The organism is Bifidobacterium sp. SO1 (assembly GCF_018555335.1).
In the GTDB taxonomy this organism is placed as follows: domain Bacteria; phylum Actinomycetota; class Actinomycetes; order Actinomycetales; family Bifidobacteriaceae; genus Bifidobacterium; species Bifidobacterium simiiventris.
This window is the reverse complement of sequence record NZ_JAFEJR010000005.1, coordinates 85480-102135: the sequence shown is the minus strand read 5'-3', so window position 1 is coordinate 102135 and position 16656 is coordinate 85480. Positions and strand designations below refer to the sequence as shown.

General features: G+C 63.3%; 15 protein-coding genes, 1 tRNA gene and 1 pseudogene. 3 read left to right on the top strand and 14 right to left on the bottom strand.

Annotation, left to right across the window (positions count from 1 at the left end):
- Nucleotides 1-144 precede the first annotated feature (144 nt).
- Both JS541_RS06250 and JS541_RS06245 read right to left on the bottom strand, forming a co-directional pair.
- Complete coding sequence (locus tag JS541_RS06250; protein ID WP_214373599.1) at nucleotides 145-534, bottom strand: Rid family detoxifying hydrolase; 390 nt, start codon at nucleotides 532-534, stop codon at nucleotides 145-147.
- 239 nt (nucleotides 535-773) lie between these two features.
- Nucleotides 774-1400, bottom strand: a complete 627-nt coding sequence (locus tag JS541_RS06245; protein WP_214373598.1) for a CYTH domain-containing protein — start codon at nucleotides 1398-1400, stop codon at nucleotides 774-776.
- 104 nt (nucleotides 1401-1504) lie between these two features.
- Here JS541_RS06245 and JS541_RS06240 point away from each other — a divergent pair.
- Nucleotides 1505-1580 (top strand) — tRNA-Arg (locus JS541_RS06240).
- A gap of 687 nt (nucleotides 1581-2267) precedes the next feature.
- Entirely contained in the window at nucleotides 2268-3179 is a 912-nt protein-coding gene (locus tag JS541_RS06235) for a glycerophosphodiester phosphodiesterase family protein (protein ID WP_214373597.1), read from the top strand.
- A gap of 123 nt (nucleotides 3180-3302) precedes the next feature.
- On the opposite strand, the gene JS541_RS06230 is transcribed toward JS541_RS06235, so the two are convergent.
- The 3 genes and pseudogenes from JS541_RS06230 to JS541_RS06220 all read right to left on the bottom strand — a co-directional run.
- On the bottom strand, nucleotides 3303-4274 hold the full coding sequence (locus JS541_RS06230) for a tetratricopeptide repeat protein (protein WP_214373596.1): 972 nt from the start codon (nucleotides 4272-4274) through the stop codon (nucleotides 3303-3305).
- Nucleotides 4275-4620: 346 nt separating this feature from the next.
- Nucleotides 4621-5646, bottom strand: a complete 1026-nt coding sequence (locus JS541_RS06225; RefSeq protein ID WP_214373595.1) for a hypothetical protein — start codon at nucleotides 5644-5646, stop codon at nucleotides 4621-4623.
- A 245-nt stretch (nucleotides 5647-5891) separates the two neighbouring features.
- Nucleotides 5892-7037: pseudogene (locus JS541_RS06220) on the bottom strand (hypothetical protein); the annotation flags it as partial.
- A gap of 239 nt (nucleotides 7038-7276) precedes the next feature.
- Between JS541_RS06220 and JS541_RS06215 the strand changes: the two are divergent.
- Entirely contained in the window at nucleotides 7277-8281 is a 1005-nt protein-coding gene (locus JS541_RS06215) for an FKBP-type peptidyl-prolyl cis-trans isomerase (RefSeq protein WP_214373594.1), read from the top strand.
- A 59-nt stretch (nucleotides 8282-8340) separates the two neighbouring features.
- On the opposite strand, the gene nucS is transcribed toward JS541_RS06215, so the two are convergent.
- The 9 genes from nucS to atpB form a co-directional block, all read right to left on the bottom strand.
- Nucleotides 8341-9114, bottom strand: a complete 774-nt coding sequence (gene nucS, locus JS541_RS06210) for an endonuclease NucS (protein ID WP_214373593.1) — start codon at nucleotides 9112-9114, stop codon at nucleotides 8341-8343.
- Between the two features lie 196 nt (nucleotides 9115-9310).
- The gene (locus tag JS541_RS06205; RefSeq protein WP_214373592.1) at nucleotides 9311-9619 is read right to left on the bottom strand and encodes a F0F1 ATP synthase subunit epsilon; all 309 of its coding nucleotides are present in this window, start codon (nucleotides 9617-9619) and stop codon (nucleotides 9311-9313) included.
- Nucleotides 9619-11106 (bottom strand): F0F1 ATP synthase subunit beta, encoded by a 1488-nt coding sequence (atpD, locus tag JS541_RS06200; RefSeq protein WP_214373591.1) that lies wholly within the window; start codon nucleotides 11104-11106, stop codon nucleotides 9619-9621. The genes JS541_RS06205 and atpD overlap by 1 nt, the downstream gene beginning before the upstream one ends.
- 4 nt (nucleotides 11107-11110) lie before the next feature.
- Nucleotides 11111-12037, bottom strand: a complete 927-nt coding sequence (locus JS541_RS06195) for a F0F1 ATP synthase subunit gamma (RefSeq protein WP_152358857.1) — start codon at nucleotides 12035-12037, stop codon at nucleotides 11111-11113.
- 3 nt (nucleotides 12038-12040) lie between these two features.
- Nucleotides 12041-13720: a F0F1 ATP synthase subunit alpha gene (atpA, locus tag JS541_RS06190; protein WP_152358858.1), complete on the bottom strand. Its 1680-nt coding sequence runs from the start codon at nucleotides 13718-13720 to the stop codon at nucleotides 12041-12043.
- A gap of 100 nt (nucleotides 13721-13820) precedes the next feature.
- Nucleotides 13821-14648 carry a F0F1 ATP synthase subunit delta gene (locus JS541_RS06185; protein WP_214373590.1) on the bottom strand — a complete coding sequence of 276 codons (828 nt, stop codon included), beginning with the start codon at nucleotides 14646-14648 and terminating at the stop codon, nucleotides 13821-13823.
- Between the two features lie 58 nt (nucleotides 14649-14706).
- On the bottom strand, nucleotides 14707-15228 hold the full coding sequence (locus JS541_RS06180) for a F0F1 ATP synthase subunit B (protein WP_163146883.1): 522 nt from the start codon (nucleotides 15226-15228) through the stop codon (nucleotides 14707-14709).
- A gap of 59 nt (nucleotides 15229-15287) precedes the next feature.
- Nucleotides 15288-15518: an ATP synthase F0 subunit C gene (gene atpE, locus JS541_RS06175; RefSeq protein WP_033493409.1), complete on the bottom strand. Its 231-nt coding sequence runs from the start codon at nucleotides 15516-15518 to the stop codon at nucleotides 15288-15290.
- 138 nt (nucleotides 15519-15656) lie between these two features.
- Nucleotides 15657-16469, bottom strand: coding sequence for a F0F1 ATP synthase subunit A (gene atpB, locus JS541_RS06170; protein WP_214373589.1), 813 nt, complete (start codon nucleotides 16467-16469; stop codon nucleotides 15657-15659).
- Between the last annotated feature and the right edge of the window lie 187 nt (nucleotides 16470-16656).

The following is a 16656-nucleotide window of genomic DNA, read 5'->3' as shown; positions in this document are numbered from 1 at the left end:
ATACGCCATTGCGAATGAATACGGCCGTATTCATCGGCAGCAGACAGTCACGCGCGAAGCGGCACAACCGCCATCAACGAAAACGGTGCGTGGCCCATCCGTTCCCGGACAGGCCACGCACCGTTCGTCATGCGTACGTATGCGTCACAGCGCGGCGATCGCGTCGATCTCGACGAGCGCGCCCTTCGGGATGTCGTTGCCGCCGAACGCGACGCGGGCCGGCTTGACGGAGCCGATGAACACCTCGGCGTAGCGGGCGTCGACCTCCTTGAAGTCCTCGACGTTCTTCAGGTAGATGGTCGCGCGCACGACGTGCTCGATGCCGGTGCCGGCCGTGTCAAGAATGCACTTGATGTTCTTGAGCGCCTGCGCGGCCTGCTCGCCCGCCGTCTCGCCGGCCAGTTCGCCGGTGGCCGGGTCGATGCCCAGCTGGCCGGAGACGAACACGAAGCCGTTGGCCTTGACGGCCTGGCTGTACGCGCCCAGTGCGGCCGGGGCCTGCGAGGTCGCCACTTCTTCCATCTTTTCGCTCATAGTCGATACTCCTTTGCGGTTCGCTCGAACGTCACATCACCGATGTTTCACACGCGGTTTCACGGCCTTCCGTAGTCCACCGCACGCGGCATCATGCCCGCCATTGTATGCGCGCCGGCCATGCGCGAGACGAATCGTTCCGCGCCTTGGAACGTCACGCGCCACGTGTCCGTCAGTCATATGTCGCGCATTGCGCACGCATCGGCGATCCGGATCCAGCCGCACGACCGGCGCCCCGCTCAGTTCCGCCGGTTCTTGCCGAAGAACTGCATGAACTGCGGCCCGTCCTCCGCCAGCTCGCGCTCGAAATCATCCCGCCATTCGCGATATGGCCGGCCGGCGAGACCGTCGTTGCTGAACCGTTCCTGATCGGTGATCTCGGTAACGCAGAATTTCGGGATGATCAGATTCGTGACCGGGCTGCTGCGCTCCGCCTCCGCGACGATGAGCGGCGCGTTCGCCCCGCCGAACACGTCGATGCTCCAGCCGTCCTCGTCCAGCCAGACCGAATACCGGTTCTTGATGATCGGCGCGCCGCCGCGCAACGCCAGTTCGGCCGCGATGCGCGAATCGATCTCACGTTCGGCCTCGTAGCGCGTGCCGCCCACGGACGGCCCCTTGACCGTAACGTACGCCTCGCCGAACAGGTCACGGTATTCGCGCAGCACCTCGATCGGGTCGAGGTCGGGCGTCATGTCGAGCCGCATCGCGCGTGTCGTGAGCCGCACGCGCAGCGCGTAGTTGCCGTCGTGCACGTAGTAGCTTTGCACGATGAGAGCCGGCGCGTCCCCGTCGTCGAGCTCTGCCGGCATATGACGGCAGAAGAACCGACGCTCAAATTCGAAATCGTTCAGGTTATCGGCCATAAAACCAGTGTAGACGCGATTGCACGTGTCGCGGCGGTTTTTGGAAGCCTTGCACCGCATGATTCGCGTTCGGTCCGCCCAACGTGTAAAGTAGTGCGTTGCTTGGGTCCGTAGCTCAGTGGATAGAGCGTCTGTCTCCGGAACAGAAGGTCGAGGGTTCGATCCCCTTTGGGCCCACCAGAATGGCGGAATTCCAAGGTTTTCATAACCTTGATTCCGCCATCTTCTTTGTATCGGGTACATATCGGGTACATTGCTCCCCCTATCCTCGCAGGCTTGCGGGCCGCGATCCGATCCATTCATCATGGTCTTGTCATGGTCTTGCCGGCATGCGATCCATCGCTCTTCCCCCGGGCATACGGCCGGTTCAGAGGCCGGAAACGACCGTAAGCCCGGGAAGAGGCAAACAACAGTCACCCCCAACCCGGGCATGCGGCCGGTTCGCGGCGCAAAAACGACCGTAAGCCCGGGAACAAACCACCAACAATCCCACAGACCAGCCCACAGACCAACCCCCAACCCGGGCATGCGGCCGGTTCGCGGCGCAAAAACGACCGTAAGCCCGGGAACAAACCACCAACAACCCCACAGACCAACAACAACCGCCCCCCAACCCGGGCTTACGGCCAGTTCAGAAGCCCAAAACGACCGTAAGCCCGGGAACAAACCAACAACACCCCCAGCCCCCCAACCCGGGCATACGGCCGGTTCAGAGGCCCAAAACGACCGTAAGCCCGGGAAGAGTAACGCCCGCAAGGCGACGGCGCGCACCGGAACCGTGATTCGTTCTGCGGGATGATGCCGTTCCCACGCATTCGCGCACATAATGAAGGCATATGGTTGGTTCGACCTTGCAGGAGGTGCGCGATGGACGATTACAACAGCCTCATTCGTACGGATACGCGCACGACCACGTTCCGCCGCATGTTCCGCTGGGTGGCGCCGCTGCTGTGTTTGACGCTGGTGCTGACCGGGGTTGCGGCCGCGCGTCTGCGCCGCCGCGAACACGCCGATCAATGGGAGATCCGACCGGTCTCGATCGCGCACCGCGGGGACGATTCCGCGCCGGAAAACTCGCTGAATGCGATCGCGAACGCCGCCACGGACGGTGCCGATTACGCGGAGATCGATGTGCGGCTGACCGCCGACGGCACGCCGGTCGTCTTCCATGACGAACGCACCGGTCGACTTGCTGCGAACGGTCACGACCTGCGCGTCGCGAAGCTCGCCGACCGCGAACTCGAGCATATGACGATGCGCGATCGCGGCACGGACTATCACGTGCCGACGTTGGCACAGGCGATCGAGACCGCGCAGCGATCGTCCGATCACTTAAGCCTGCTGCTCGATCTGAAAACCGGACCGAAAGGCGCACCGAAGCTGACCCGCGCGGTGGCCGACGTGATCGAACGGCATGATTTCGCGGATCGCGTGATGCTGATGTCGGTGACCGACGAAGCGGTGCGACTGCTGCTGCGCAACCATCCGGACTGGACGATCGGCAAGTGCGTCAGCCCGAAGGGCGATCCGGCGATCATGTGGCCGAAAGGCGTGGATTTCGTGGTGATGCGCGGCAACCGGCTCACGCGCGAGGTCGTGGAGCGCGCGCGTCGCGACAACGTGCCGATCTACGCGGGAGTCGGCAGCGACTACCGCGAGGCGAACCGGTGCCTGATGATGGGCGCGGACGGCATTCTGGGCGACAACACGTACCGCGTGAACAAGGTGACCCGCTCGCACGCGGTCTACGTCGCCGCCGGTGACATGACCGGCGAGTGAAGCAACCGCATCATACGTGGCGTTTGACCACGGGAACAGCAAGTGGGCGTTGACATACCACGACAAGACCGGAATCCCGGTCGTTGCGGTATGTCAACGCCCACTTGTCAAGCCCACGGCGACTCAGAACATCAGCGTGGCGAGGCGACGACGGGCACGCTTAAGCCGCTCGTCGGTCGGCTCGGGGATCGCAAAGTATTCGAGCAGACGCTTGCGCACCGGCTCAAGATCGGCCTTGTGGCCGGCCGCAAGGAAGTCCAGCAAACGGTCGAACGCGTCCTGGATCTGACCGCCGATCATGTCCACGTCGGCGACAGCCAGCTGAGCGTCCACGTCGTCCGGATGCGCGGCCGCGGCGGCGCGTACCTCGCGCACGTCGGCGGCCGCGGAACGGGCCAGCAGCAGCGCTTTGGAACGTTCACGCGCGGCGAGCGCATCGGCCGGATTCGCCTCGAGCACCTTCGCGTATGCGGCGGCAGCGCCGGAGTAATCGCCCGATTGGGCCAGACGATGCGCCTCCTCATGTTCCGGCGGCACCTGTTCGGCCGCTTCCTCGGCGGCCTTCTTGTCGGCCTCGGGGTCGCCTGAATATGGCGCGGTGCCGGTCACGCCATGCTGCTGGGCGAGTTTGACGATCTGCGGGATGACCGCGTCGGTGACCTGCTGCAGTTCGTCGTCGGTGAGCACGCCGGGCTGTGCGACCATCATCGGCTGGCCGTTGATCAGCGCAAACAGCGCGGGCACGGCGGTGACGCGGAACGCTTGCGCGATCTGCGGGTTGTCGTTGACGTCGACGCGCGCGAGCTGGATCTGGCCTTCGAGCTTGTTGACCGCGTCGCCGAGCGCACGGGCCATGTCGAACAGGCGATCGTCCTTCGCGGACCATAGGAACAGCAGGATCGGGAACGTGGCGGAGGTCTGCACGGTCGCTTGGAACGTGGATTCGGTGACGTCGATCACGTACGCGCCGGCCGCGGGGGCGCCGCCAGGCTGACCCGGTTCGGCCTTGGTCTGGTGCTTGAGTTCGTTGAGATCGCCGCTTGCGGCAGCGTTGTTGCCCTGACCGACAAGCCAGGAATCATACTGATCTACCATGATGCCTCCGTTAGTGCGTATTGCAGTCCGCAATAACTATAGACACGTTCCCCGGATTGCGTGGCAATCGAATAACGCGTGCGGAGACAGCCGTCCGAGGCCGAAGGCGCTGAGCCGTCAAACGGATAGTCCAGTGGACTATCCGTAGGCGAAGTGAGCGGCTATGCCGCGAAGGTCGCGTGCAACGCGACATAAGCACGTCGAGCGCTGAGGTAAGGTCGTATACGCTCCGTTATTCGATTGCTAGACGACAGGCAACGCGTGCGGTCTCAAGGCGCACCGAGGGAAGGCGTGCTTCAGCACGTCGACCGAGGAGCAACGCAGAGGACGCTCCGTTGCCCGTCATCTAGAGGGCTTCGACTTTGACGACTTGCCTATCCGCTCCCACCGCGGTGATCTGCTTGCCGGAGTCCTTGGCCGGCACGTAGAGGGCGATGGTGTTAACATACGAGACCTTCATGGTGCTGGTGGCCGTGCCGTCGCCGAAGAGGGCGCGCTCGTCGTTGGAGGCGGGCTGCGATTCGCGGCCTTCGCCGGCTTGGCGGGTCCATTCGGAGTTGATCTGCGCGACGACGAGGTCGCCGCCGTCGACCGAACGCATGACGTAGATCGCACCGTCGACGGGGGTGAAGGTCTGCTGTTGGGTGCCGTTGTTGCGGGCCATGCCGTCGGCCACCTGCTTGGTGGTGGTGGCGAGGTTCTGGCGCAACTCGTCATCGGCCACGTTGGCCGCGTACTGGCTGTTCGAGCCGTTGGCGAGCACGTCGGCGTACTGTTTGACCGCATCCTGCGGGGTGGTCACGAGTCCGGAGTCGGTGGCGGTGCCCATCGACGCGCCGATCTTCGGCACGGCGAAGCTGGGTAGCGTGGTGCCTTGGAATAGTCGTGCCATGCCCCACAGCTTGTAGTTCGACTGCGCGGATTCCTGCACCATGACGAGCAGTCGCTTGGACTGCTGGTCCTCGGTGGTGGTGGTGATGCTGAACACGGTACGCGGCCAGCCGGAGTCGGTGGGGATGACGGTCTGCGCGATCTCGGACGGAATGGTCGCATACTTGTCGACGGCGCTGTTGGACGCCTTGGCGATGGCGATGCGGCTCGAGTAGATGTCGAGCGCGGGGCCGGTGACGCGCGCGTCGAGCCCGTCGGTACTCTTGGAGTCGCCCGCGGACTGGTAGGCGTCAAGGATGGCCTTACGGATGGCCTTCTCCTGCGCTTCGGTCAGGTCGGGCGTCGCCTTGACTCCGGCGGACGATTCGTCGGTCGTGCTACTGGCGGCCGGCTGCGGGATTTGGCCTTCGCATCCAGCAAGGGATATGGCCATGACTGCGGACAGCGTCGCCGCGGCGAACGTTCTCAGCATCTTGCTCATTGTCGATCCACCTCCTCGCCGTCGTCGGCATCATCATTCGTCTCGTCGTGCGCATCATCGTCGGCGTTGCCATCGTTCGCGACAGCGTTCGCATCGTCATCATCAGCCGGATCGTCACCGGTGCCATCGTTCGCGGTACTTGCTGCATCATCCTGCGCAACGCCAGCGTTCTCATTCGCATCGGAGCCCGTCTCGGCCGAGGCTCCGGCGGCAGTATCCGCACCGCCCACGTTCGCAGCGGCGCCCGACTCCTGCGCGAACCGTGCGAAGTATGCCTGCAGTTCCTCCGGCGTGATCACCGAGGTCGCGGCATCGTCGTCGGGTTGCGGAGTATCAGCCGTATCGTCGGTATCAACAGGAGCATCCGACTTGGTCGCGGCATCGTCGACCATGGCGTTCCCATCATCGGCCGACGCCGGCTCCACATCCGACTCATGCGGCTCGAGATCGGACTTGGCAGCATCCGCACCGTGGGTCTGCGCGACCTCCGCCACAAGATTGCGCGACGACGGATCAACGATCGTCGGCTGGGACACGACCGTTTCGGAAGTCTCAGCCGTCTCGGCCGACGCGGACTCGACAACCGGCGCGATCGAACCGGTCTCCCCCGACCGATGCGACGCATGACGACGACGCCCATGCCGCGAACGGCCGGACGACGGCGACTTCGGCTTGATCTTCGACCAGCTGCCGGCGATGGCCTCGCCGATGCTGACCTCCTCGGACTCGATCGCGGCGGCCGCACTGGCAACCACCCGCTTGCGACGCTTGTGCGGCGGCATGGCAAACAGCGACGCGGTCAGCACCGCCATCACGGCCAACAGACCGCCCGCGAAATACAACGGAACCGCGAAATCAGGCAACGTCTGACGCACCCAATGCAATGACACGGAAGCGCTGCCGGACTTCCCCAGATCGATCAGCGCCATCGTGGACGACGCACTGTCCACATCGGTTTTCATCGTCGCCGTGCCCTTGCCGCACTCGACCTGAGTCCACATGTCGGAGTCCTTGAACGCCACCTTGGCCGCATCCGACTGCCCCGACGCCTTGCCGGAGGACTTGGCCGACATAGCCTGCGTCGACAATCCGCTCCAGCTGCTCAAGCCGGTCACACGCACATACGGAGAACCCGACACCCAACCGTTGATGTCCTTGCCCGAGCCAAGCGCGATGCAGACCTCGTCACTCGCCGACGACGTGACCGTCAGCGTCGCCTGCCGGTCGACCAGAGGCAGCACGCCCGGATCGGTCACGACATACTGCGAGCCGCCCGTCGACGCCGTGGCCGTAATCTGCCGGCTCGGCTTCCAGATCGTGGCATTCAGCAGTCCAAGCGCAAAACAGGTAACGGCCAGCAACCCGAGAAACGGCGTGACCAGGCCGCGCATGATCCACACGCGACGGGCCTCGGCCTTGGCACGATCCCGCTCGGACGCGTCGGAAGCGCCGGCTTTGCCACCCGCACCCTTCAGCTTAGATTCATGGTTGTTCACAGTCATAGCCATCCCATTCTACAATCCCCCGCCTAATCCGCCCACAACGTATACGGAAACGCACACGACGGACGCACAGCGCAGACAGGCGGTGGGAACGCGCATGATCAAGGATTGACGCTAGTGTTGAATCCATGCTCAACAAGACCATTTCCCAGTACCTGCGCACCGCGCTCGCCGGCGCGTGCGCGTTCGGTCTGTGCCTGACGCTCGCCGCATGCGGCGGCTCGTCGAACTCAAACGACACGAACGCGGGCAAGTCCACCGATTCGTCGTCCAAGTCCACCGACTCGTCCTCGTCATCCGACGACAAGTCCGCACTGAAGAAACTCAACCAACTTTCCGGCATCACGGCGACCGGCGAACTCGGCAAAAAACCGACGATCGCGCTGGCGAAGACGCCGATGACCGTGGAGGACGGCGCGTACGCCATCCTGCAGAAGGGCGACGGCAAGGCTGTCGAGGCCGGCGACCGCGTGTGCGTGCAGGGCATCGCGATCAACGCCAAGGACGGCTCCGAACTGATGGACACGTGGACGAAGAACACGCCGGACTGCTCGTGGGATCTGACTAGCAGCCAACTCAACGAGGCGTACAAGGAACTGTTCATCGGCCAGCAGATCAACGGCACGGTGGCGATCGGCGTGAACGATTCCAACTCGTCGGGCACCTCGTACATCATGGCGCTCACGATCGTCTCGTCCGCGCCCGATCCGACCAAGGCGACCGGTGAGGAGGTCAAGGACGTGCCGTCCGACCTGCCGAAGGTGACGCGCGCCAAGGACGGCAAGCCGTCGATCGACATGAACGGCTACAAGGGTAGCGACAAGCTCGTCGTGCAGCCGCTGATCAAGGGCACCGGCGCGAAGGTCGAGGAGAGCGGTTCGGTGAAGGTGCAGTACACCGGCTGGCTGCTCAACGGCAAGCAGTTCGATTCCTCGTGGGACAAGGGTGCGGCGGTCGACTTCGCGCTCAGCAACGTGATCAAGGGTTGGACGCAGGGCCTGGCCGGCCAGACCGTCGGCTCTCAGGTACTGCTCGTGGTGCCGCCGGATCTCGGCTACGGCTCGAGCGCGACCGGCTCGATTCCGGCGAACTCGACGCTGGTGTTCGTGGTCGACATCCTCGCCACGTACTGATCGCGCGGAGCGACGCGAACAATTGACGGGTATCGGCTGTTAAATGCCGGTACCCGTTTTTAGAACAAACGCAGCGAATCGTCCTCGACGCCGCGCATCTCGTCGTAGTCGAGGATGAGGCATTCGAAACCACGGTCCTGCGCGAGGACGCGGGCCTGCGGAGTGATGGTCTGCGCGGCGAAGATGCCGCGCACCGGGGACAGCAGCGGGTCGCGGTTGAGCAGTTCGCAGTAGCGTGTGAGCTGTTCGACGCCGTCGATGCCGCCGTGGCGCTTGATCTCGATCGCCACATGCATGCCGTTTGCGTCGGTGGCCATGATGTCGACCGGTCCTATCGCGGTCGGATACTCGCGGCGCACGAGCTTCGCGCCCTCGCCGATGCGCGTGATCTGCTGCGCAAGGTAGCGCTGCAGATGGTCTTCCACGCCGTCCTTGATCAGTCCCGGATCCTCACCCAGATCGTATGATTCGTCGGAGTAGACGCGGTACAGCGCGACTTCGAGAATGTCGCTGGACTTGTCAGCGGAGACACGCAACGTCTTGATCGGCGTCAGTTCGGACGGGTCCTTGCCGACGACCGAATCGTCAGTAGTCGCTGCTGCGTCCGACACGGTCCCGGCAACGTCATCATCGTCGGTCGTGCTTCCCTGCGGCACGATCTCCTTGATCGTGCACGGCGCGGCCATCCAGTTGAGCGGTTTATACGAGCCCAGTTCGGAGAATATCAACAGACTGTTGTCGGCTTTGATCAGCAGCACGCGCTTGGCCGGCGGCAGCGAGGCCGTCAGACGGCCGGAGTATTCAGCGGAGCAGTCAGCAACAATAATTCGCACGTCGCAACACTGTAGCATGACGCGCGGGATGGCAACATCGGCCCGTTATGGTGCACGGCGCGATGGCCCTCGGACGAATGCCGCAACAACAGCGATGATTCCGCGGCAAAAACCGGAGGAGACAGTCCCACGTAAAGCAGAAGGCCTCCCGCACAGCGCAGTGTGCGGGAGGCCAAAAGCGCGAGCCGAGCGAAACTTACTCGGCGTCGGCGTTCGCACCGGAGGTGCGAACCACGTCGCGGCCACGTTCGACCGCAACGGTGAGCTTGTTCGAGTCGAAGGAGATGAATCCGTCAGCGACCTCGAACACGTGGCGCTCGCCGGCCGGGTCGACCACGGTGAGCGAACCGCCCTTGATGACGGTCAGCACCGGCTCGTGGTCGGCCAGAATGCCCATCTCGCCTTCGGAGGCGGGGATGGTCACCGACTTCGCCTCGCCGTGCCACACCGGGTGGTCAGCGGCGACGATATTCACCTGCATCAAGGTCTTTGAGGATCCAGCCATCACTCACCAAGCTCCTTCTGCATGTCGTGCCACTTCTTCTCGAGATCGTCGATGCCGCCGATGCCGGAGAACGCCTGCTCCGGAACATCGTCGTACACGCCATCGCAGATGCGCGTGAAGGCTTCGATGGTCTCGTCGGCCGGCACGTACGAGCCCGGGCGACCGGTGAACTTCTCGGCCACGTAGAAGTTCTGGCCGAGGAACTGCTCGATGCGGCGGGCGCGGTTGACGGTGGTCTTGTCCTCTTCCGAAAGCTCGTCGATACCGATCAGGGCGATGATGTCCTGCAGCTCCTTGTTACGCTGCAGAATCGCCTTGACGCGGTTGGCGCACTCGTAGTGGGCCTGGCCGACGTAACGCGGATCAAGGATTCGCGAGGTCGACGACAGCGGATCCACGGCCGGGTAGATGCCCTTCGAGGCGATGTCACGAGACAGCTCGGTGGTCGCGTCGAGGTGGGCGAAGGTCGTGGCCGGAGCCGGGTCGGTGTAATCATCGGCCGGCACGTAGATGGCCTGCAGCGAGGTGATCGAGTGGCCACGCGTCGAGGTGATGCGCTCCTGCAGAGCACCCATCTCGTCGGCCAGGTTCGGCTGGTAACCCACGGCGGAAGGCATACGGCCCAGCAGCGTGGACACCTCGGAACCGGCCTGCGTGAAGCGGAAGATGTTGTCGATGAACAGCAGCACGTCCTGGTTCTGCACGTCGCGGAAGTACTCGGCCATCGTCAGTGCGGTCAGCGGGACACGCAGACGGGTACCCGGCTGCTCATCCATCTGGCCGAAGACCAGTGCGGTCTTCTCGAGCACGCCGGCCTCGCCCATCTCGCCGATCAGATCGTTACCCTCACGGGTACGTTCGCCGACGCCGGCGAACACGGACACACCACCGTGGTTCTGCGCGACTCGCTGAATCATTTCCTGAATCAGCACGGTCTTGCCGACGCCAGCACCACCGAACAGACCGATCTTGCCGCCCTGCACGTACGGGGTGAGCAGATCGATGACCTTGATGCCGGTCTCGAACATCTGGGTCTTGGACTCCAGCTGGTCGAATGCCGGCGGCTTGCGGTGAATGGGCCAACGCTCGGTGACCTTGATGGTCTCGTCGGGCTTCTTGTTGAGCACGTGGCCGGTCACGTCGAACACGTGGCCGAGGGTCACGTCGCCGACCGGCACGGAGATCGGGCCACCGGTGTCGGTCACGACCGCGCCGCGAACCAGACCATCGGTCGGCTTGAGCGCGACGCAACGCACGGTCGAATCGCCGAGGTGCTGCTCGACCTCCATCGTGATCGTGTGCGCGGTCTCGCCTTCCTCGTGCTTGCCCTCAGCATGGAGCTGCACGGTCAGCGCATTGTAGATGTCAGGCAGGTGGCCCACCGGGAATTCGACGTCGATAACCGAACCCTGGATACGCGTGACGCGACCATTGATCGGCTCTGCGGCCGTCTCGGCAGGTGCTGTGGTCTGAAGATTCTCAGCCATGTTCCTACTCTTCCTTGTTGTTCAGCGCGTCGGCGCTGCCGATGATTTCGGTAAGTTCCTGGGTGATCGAAGCCTGACGCGAGGCGTTGAGCTTGCGGGTCAGGTCGTCGATCAGGTTACGGGCGTTCTCCGTGGCCGTATGCATGGCGTTCTGCCGGCTCGCGGTCTCGGATGCGGCCGCCTCCAGCAGGCACTCGTGGATACGCGACTGGATGTACTTCGGCAGCACCGCGTCGAGCACCTCTTCGAGGCTCGGCTCGAAGGAGTACAGCGGCGTGGCCTTGCTGGCATCGCTCGGCGCGTCCAGACCGGGGTCGGCCTGCTCGCGTTCGGGTTCGATGACCTCGACCGGAAGCATCCGCAGCACGCGCACCTTCTGAACCACCATGTTGATGAACTCGGTGTAGACGATGTAGAGCTCTGAGACTCCACCTTCGGCGGCCGGCTTCATGTAGGCGTTCATCAGTGCCGTGGAGATCGCCTCGGCGACTTCGACGCCAGGCTTGTCGGTATCGCCCTCCCACGTATCGACCACGTCGCGGTTGCGGTACTTGTAGTACGTCACACCGCGGCGACCGTATACGTACAGCTCCGGCTGCTTGCCGTCCGATTCGAGACGGTTGAGCAGATCCTCCGTCTCACGGATGATCGACGACGTGTACGCGCCGGCCATACCACGATCCGACGTGAGAGCAAGCACGGCAACCTTCGGGTTGTCCTCTTCCTTCTTCACGATCGGATGCGTGATATGCGAATGGGCCACCACAGCCTGTACGGCATCGAAAATCGCATCGGCATAGGGCTTCGCGTTCAGGGCAACGTCACGTGCCTTGGCAATGTGCGAAGACGCGATCATCTCCTGGGCGTTGAAGATCTTCTCCAACGAACCCGTGGAGGCGATCCTGCTCTTCAATGCGAGTTGCGATCCCATGAATTACTTCTTTTCTCCGGCCATCGGGTGCTTGTTCGGGTCGTGTTCCGGCTTCTCGGCCTTCGACACGATCTTCTCCTGCTCGATCGGGGTCGGGTTCTTGGAGACCTTCTTCTTCTCGACCAACGGCTTGCCGGCCTTGGTCACGTAGGTCTCGCGGAACTCGTCCACGGCCTTGTCGAGGGCCGCTTCGGTGTCGGGCGTGAAGTTCTCGGTGTCACGGATGGTGGTGAGGATGTCGGTGTTGTGGTCGAGCCAGTCGAGCAGCGCATGCTCGAACGGCAGCACGTCGCCCAGCGGCAGATCGTCCATCTTGCCGTGGGTGCCGGCCCACACGGACACGACTTCCTGTTCCATCGAGTACGGCGAGAACTGCGGCTGCTTGAGGAGCTCGGTCAGGTGCGCACCGCGGTTCAGCTGGGCCTTGGACGCGGCGTCCAGATCGGACGCGAACATCGCGAAGGATTCCAGCGAACGGTACTGCGCCAGCGAGATCTTCAGCGTGCCGGAGACCTTCTTCAGGGCCTTGGTCTGCGCCGCGCCACCGACTCGGGACACGGAGATGCCGACGTCCACGGCAGGACGCTGGTTCGCGTTGAACAGGTCGGACTGCAGGAAGATCTGACCGTCGGTGATGGAGATCACGTTGGTCGGAATATAGGCGGACACGTCGTTCGCCTTGGTCTCGACGATCGGCAGGCCGGTCATCGAGCCGCCGCCGAGGTCATCGGAAACCTTCGCGCAGCGTTCGAGCAGACGGGAGTGCAGGTAGAACACATCGCCCGGGTAAGCCTCACGCCCCGGCGGACGACGCAGCAGCAGCGAGATCGAGCGGTACGCCTCGGCCTGCTTCGACAGATCGTCGAAGACGATGAGGACGTGCTTGCCGTGGTACATCCAGTGCTGTCCGATGGCGGAACCGGTGTAGGGGGCAATGTACTTGAAACCGGCGGAATCGGAAGCCGGGGAGGCAACGATGGTGGTGTACTCCATCGCGCCGGCCTCTTCGAGGCTCTGACGCACCGAGGCGATGGTCGAGCCCTTCTGGCCGATGGCGACGTAGATGCAGCGGACCTGCTTCTTCGGATCGCCGGATTCCCAGTTCTTCTTCTGGTTGATGATGGTGTCGATCGCGATGGCCGTCTTGCCGGTCTGACGATCGCCGATGATGAGCTGGCGCTGGCCGCGACCGATCGGCGTCATTGCGTCGATGGCCTTGAGACCGGTGGACATAGGCTCGTCGACCGGATGGCGGTGCATCACATCGGGGGCCTGGGCCTCGAGGATACGACGATCCTCGATGTCCGTGATCTCGCCCAGACCGTCGATCGGGTTGCCCAGCGGGTCCACGGTGCGGCCGAGGTAGCCGTCACCAACAGGCACGGAGAGCACTTCGCCGGTGCGACGGACCTCCTGGCCTTCCTCGATGCCTGCGAAGTCGCCGAGGATAACCACGCCGATCTCACGGGCGTCAAGGTTGAACGCCAGGCCGAGCGTGCCGTCCTCGAAGGTCAGCAGCTCATTGGCCATGCAACCAGGCAGTCCCGTCACGTGCGCAATGCCGTCGCCGGCCGTGGCCACGTAGCCCACTTCCTGGGTGGGCGTGTCCGACGGCTTGTACGACTCGACGAAATCATCGAGCGCCTTGCGTATCGTGGTGGGATCAATGGTAAGTTCTGCCATGATCACTCCTTGTTGTTATTGGTAAATCTTGGGATCCCGTGCCGTCGCGGCGTGCCGGTTGGCTTGCCGTCCGCTGCGTGCGGGCGCGGGATATATGCCGTCAGGCGCTGGCCTGAACAGTGCGGTTCAAATGCTGGAGCTGCGCGACCACCGTGTTGTCGGTGACCTCGTCGCCCACCTGGATGCGCATGCCGCCGATCACGGACGGATCCACGACCGAGTTGATGTGCACCGGGCGGCCGACCTTCTTCGTGTAGATCGCGACCAGCTTCTTGACCTGTTCGATCTTGAGCGGCGTGGCGGTGGTCACGGTGACCATCGACTCGCCCATGTGGCGCGAGAACTTGTTGATCAGCCACTGCACGGTCTGCAGGTAGCGGCGGTTGCGCAGGTTGCAGGTCGCGTGTTCCGCGAGACGCTTGGTGACCTTGTTGAGATCGCTGGATCCGATCAGGCTGTTGAGCAGCTTGGTGCGGGCCTCGGCCGGGGCGCTGTCGTCCGACAGCTCGGATCGCAGAACCGGCATACCGAGCAGCGCCGAATGCAGTTCGGCCAGCTCGACCGACACCTGCAGGGTGGCACCAGTGGCGTCCGCGTAGTACATCATGCCATCCACGCCGAAGTCCTCTACGGCGTTGGCGATGTCGGACACGCGGCTCCAACGGCGACCGACCAGATCGGTCATGATCTCCATCGTCATCGGGTGCGCCTGACCACCGATCAGGGTGTTCAGTACGGCGACCTTGTCCGCCACCGGGCGCGACGGGTCGGTGAGCGCGCGTTCAAGCTGGACGTTGTGATCGAGCACGTTGGTGATCGAGAACAGCTCGTTCCCGATGCGCCATGCGTCCTCGCCGGAGTCGCGCAGCTTGGGTGCCAGCGAGTCACGAGAGACGCGATCGGCGATGCGCGATGCTTCTCCTCGCATTGGTCACCTCCCTTTCCTTGACGTTTGCGTTGTAGTCTTGACAGTCACTGCCAGACGGTCACTTCTTGTCGGAGTCCATCTCGTCGAGCATGTTGTCGATCATGCTCGACTGCACGTCCGCGTCCTCGAGCTTGGAGCCGAGGATCTTGCCCGCGAGGGCAGCGGCGAGCGTGCCGACTTCGCCCTTGAGGCTGACCATCGCCTGACGGTGCTGCGACTCGATGGAGCGCTGCGCGTTGGCGGTGATCTGCGCCGCGTCGGATTCGGCGCGGGAGCGGGCGTCTGCGATGATGTGCGAGGCTTCGGCGCGGGCGTCGTCGCGGATCTTGGAGGCTTCCACGCGGGCGTTGCTCAGCTGGGCCTCATACTTGGCCTTCGCCTCGTCAGCGTCCTTCTTGGCCTGTTCGGCCTTGGCGATGTTGCCTTCGATCTTTGCCGCACGCTCGTCGAAGATCGCATTGAACTTCGGCAGGAAGAACTTGTAGAAGAACAGCGCAACGATGACAAGGATGATCAGGGACCACACAATGTCATAGGTCTCGGGGATGAACAGATCGATTCCGCCTTCTGCCAGTGTCATCATGAAGCCCTCCTTTCATTGTTGGACATGAAATCGTTGTTTCGTGCGTCGGACGATCGTTACTTGATGATCAGGGCGGCGACGAAGCCGATCAGGGCCAGCACCTCGACCAGAGCCAGGCCGATGAACATGATGGTCTGGATCTTGCCGGACATCTCGGGCTGACGAGCGGTGGATTCCATGGCCTTACCGAAGAGGATGCCCAGACCGATGCCAGGGCCCAGAGTACCGATGCCGTAGCCGATGACGGACAGGTTGCCGGCGACCTCAGCGAGGGTGATGATATCCATTTCTGTTTCCTTTCTAACGTACGAGGTGACGTTATAAATCTTGGGGTTCCGCTTGCGTTCCGCTGGTTTGGTTGATGGTTGTTACGTTGCGGAACGTGCGGGGACGGGGAGTTGCGCCGTGCGCGGATGACCGCTGGCTCACTCCTCCGGGAAGCTCAGGTTGATGTACACGGTCGACAGGATCGCGAACACGTAGGCCTGCAGGAACGCGACGAACGCCTCGAAGCAGGTCATCGCGAAGCCGCCCGCGAACCACAGCGCGCCCACCGGGACGCCCTGCAGCTTGTTGACCGCGTCGACCATCCAGTACTGCGCGAACGCTAGGCAGGTGGCGACCATGAGGTGGCCGGAGACCATGTTCGCGAAAAGTCGGATCGTCAGCGAGGCCGGACGAATGACGAGCAGCTCAAGGATGTTGATCGGCGCGAGCAGGATGTAGACCGGCCACGGCACGCCCGGCGTGAACAGCTCATGGCGCAGGTAGTGGCCGAGGCCCTGCGATCGGGCGGCGGCGATCCAGTATTGGATCATCGTCCACAGTGCGAACACGAGCGGCATGACGACGGTCGCGGTGGCGGCCATGTTCATGCCCGGAATGATGCCGCACAGGTTGAACACGAAGATCGTGAAGAACAGCGTGGTGATCATCGGCACGTAGCGCTTGCCGCGGGTCTCGCCCATGATGTCGTAGACGATCTTGTCGCGCACGAAGTCGAGACCCATCTCGACGACGCCCTGCCAGCGGCCGGGGATCAGCTTGGCGCGGCTGGCGGTGACGCCCAGCACGAGCAGCAGCACGATCGTGGCGACGATGCGGATAAGAATGATGCGATTGATCGCGAACGGAGTGCCCTGGAACAGGATCTCCGGAGGAAGGAAGTCATCGACCGACGGAAGATGCGCGCCAGTCTCGGCTGCCAACAGCATGCCTGTGCCGAATGAACCGACCATAATCACGCCTCCTGCTTCTTGTTTCCGGTGTCAGTTTAGCCCAAGGGGTAGGGCGAATGTGACATGCCGGTTACTTCCGTCTCCCCGGTTCAGGGTCCGCGCGGCGTGGCTTGGAGTCGACGTCGTGCATTCGACTCCGAATGGCTGAGAAGTGATTATTAGCCCGCGTTCGGACAAAGTCAAGCAG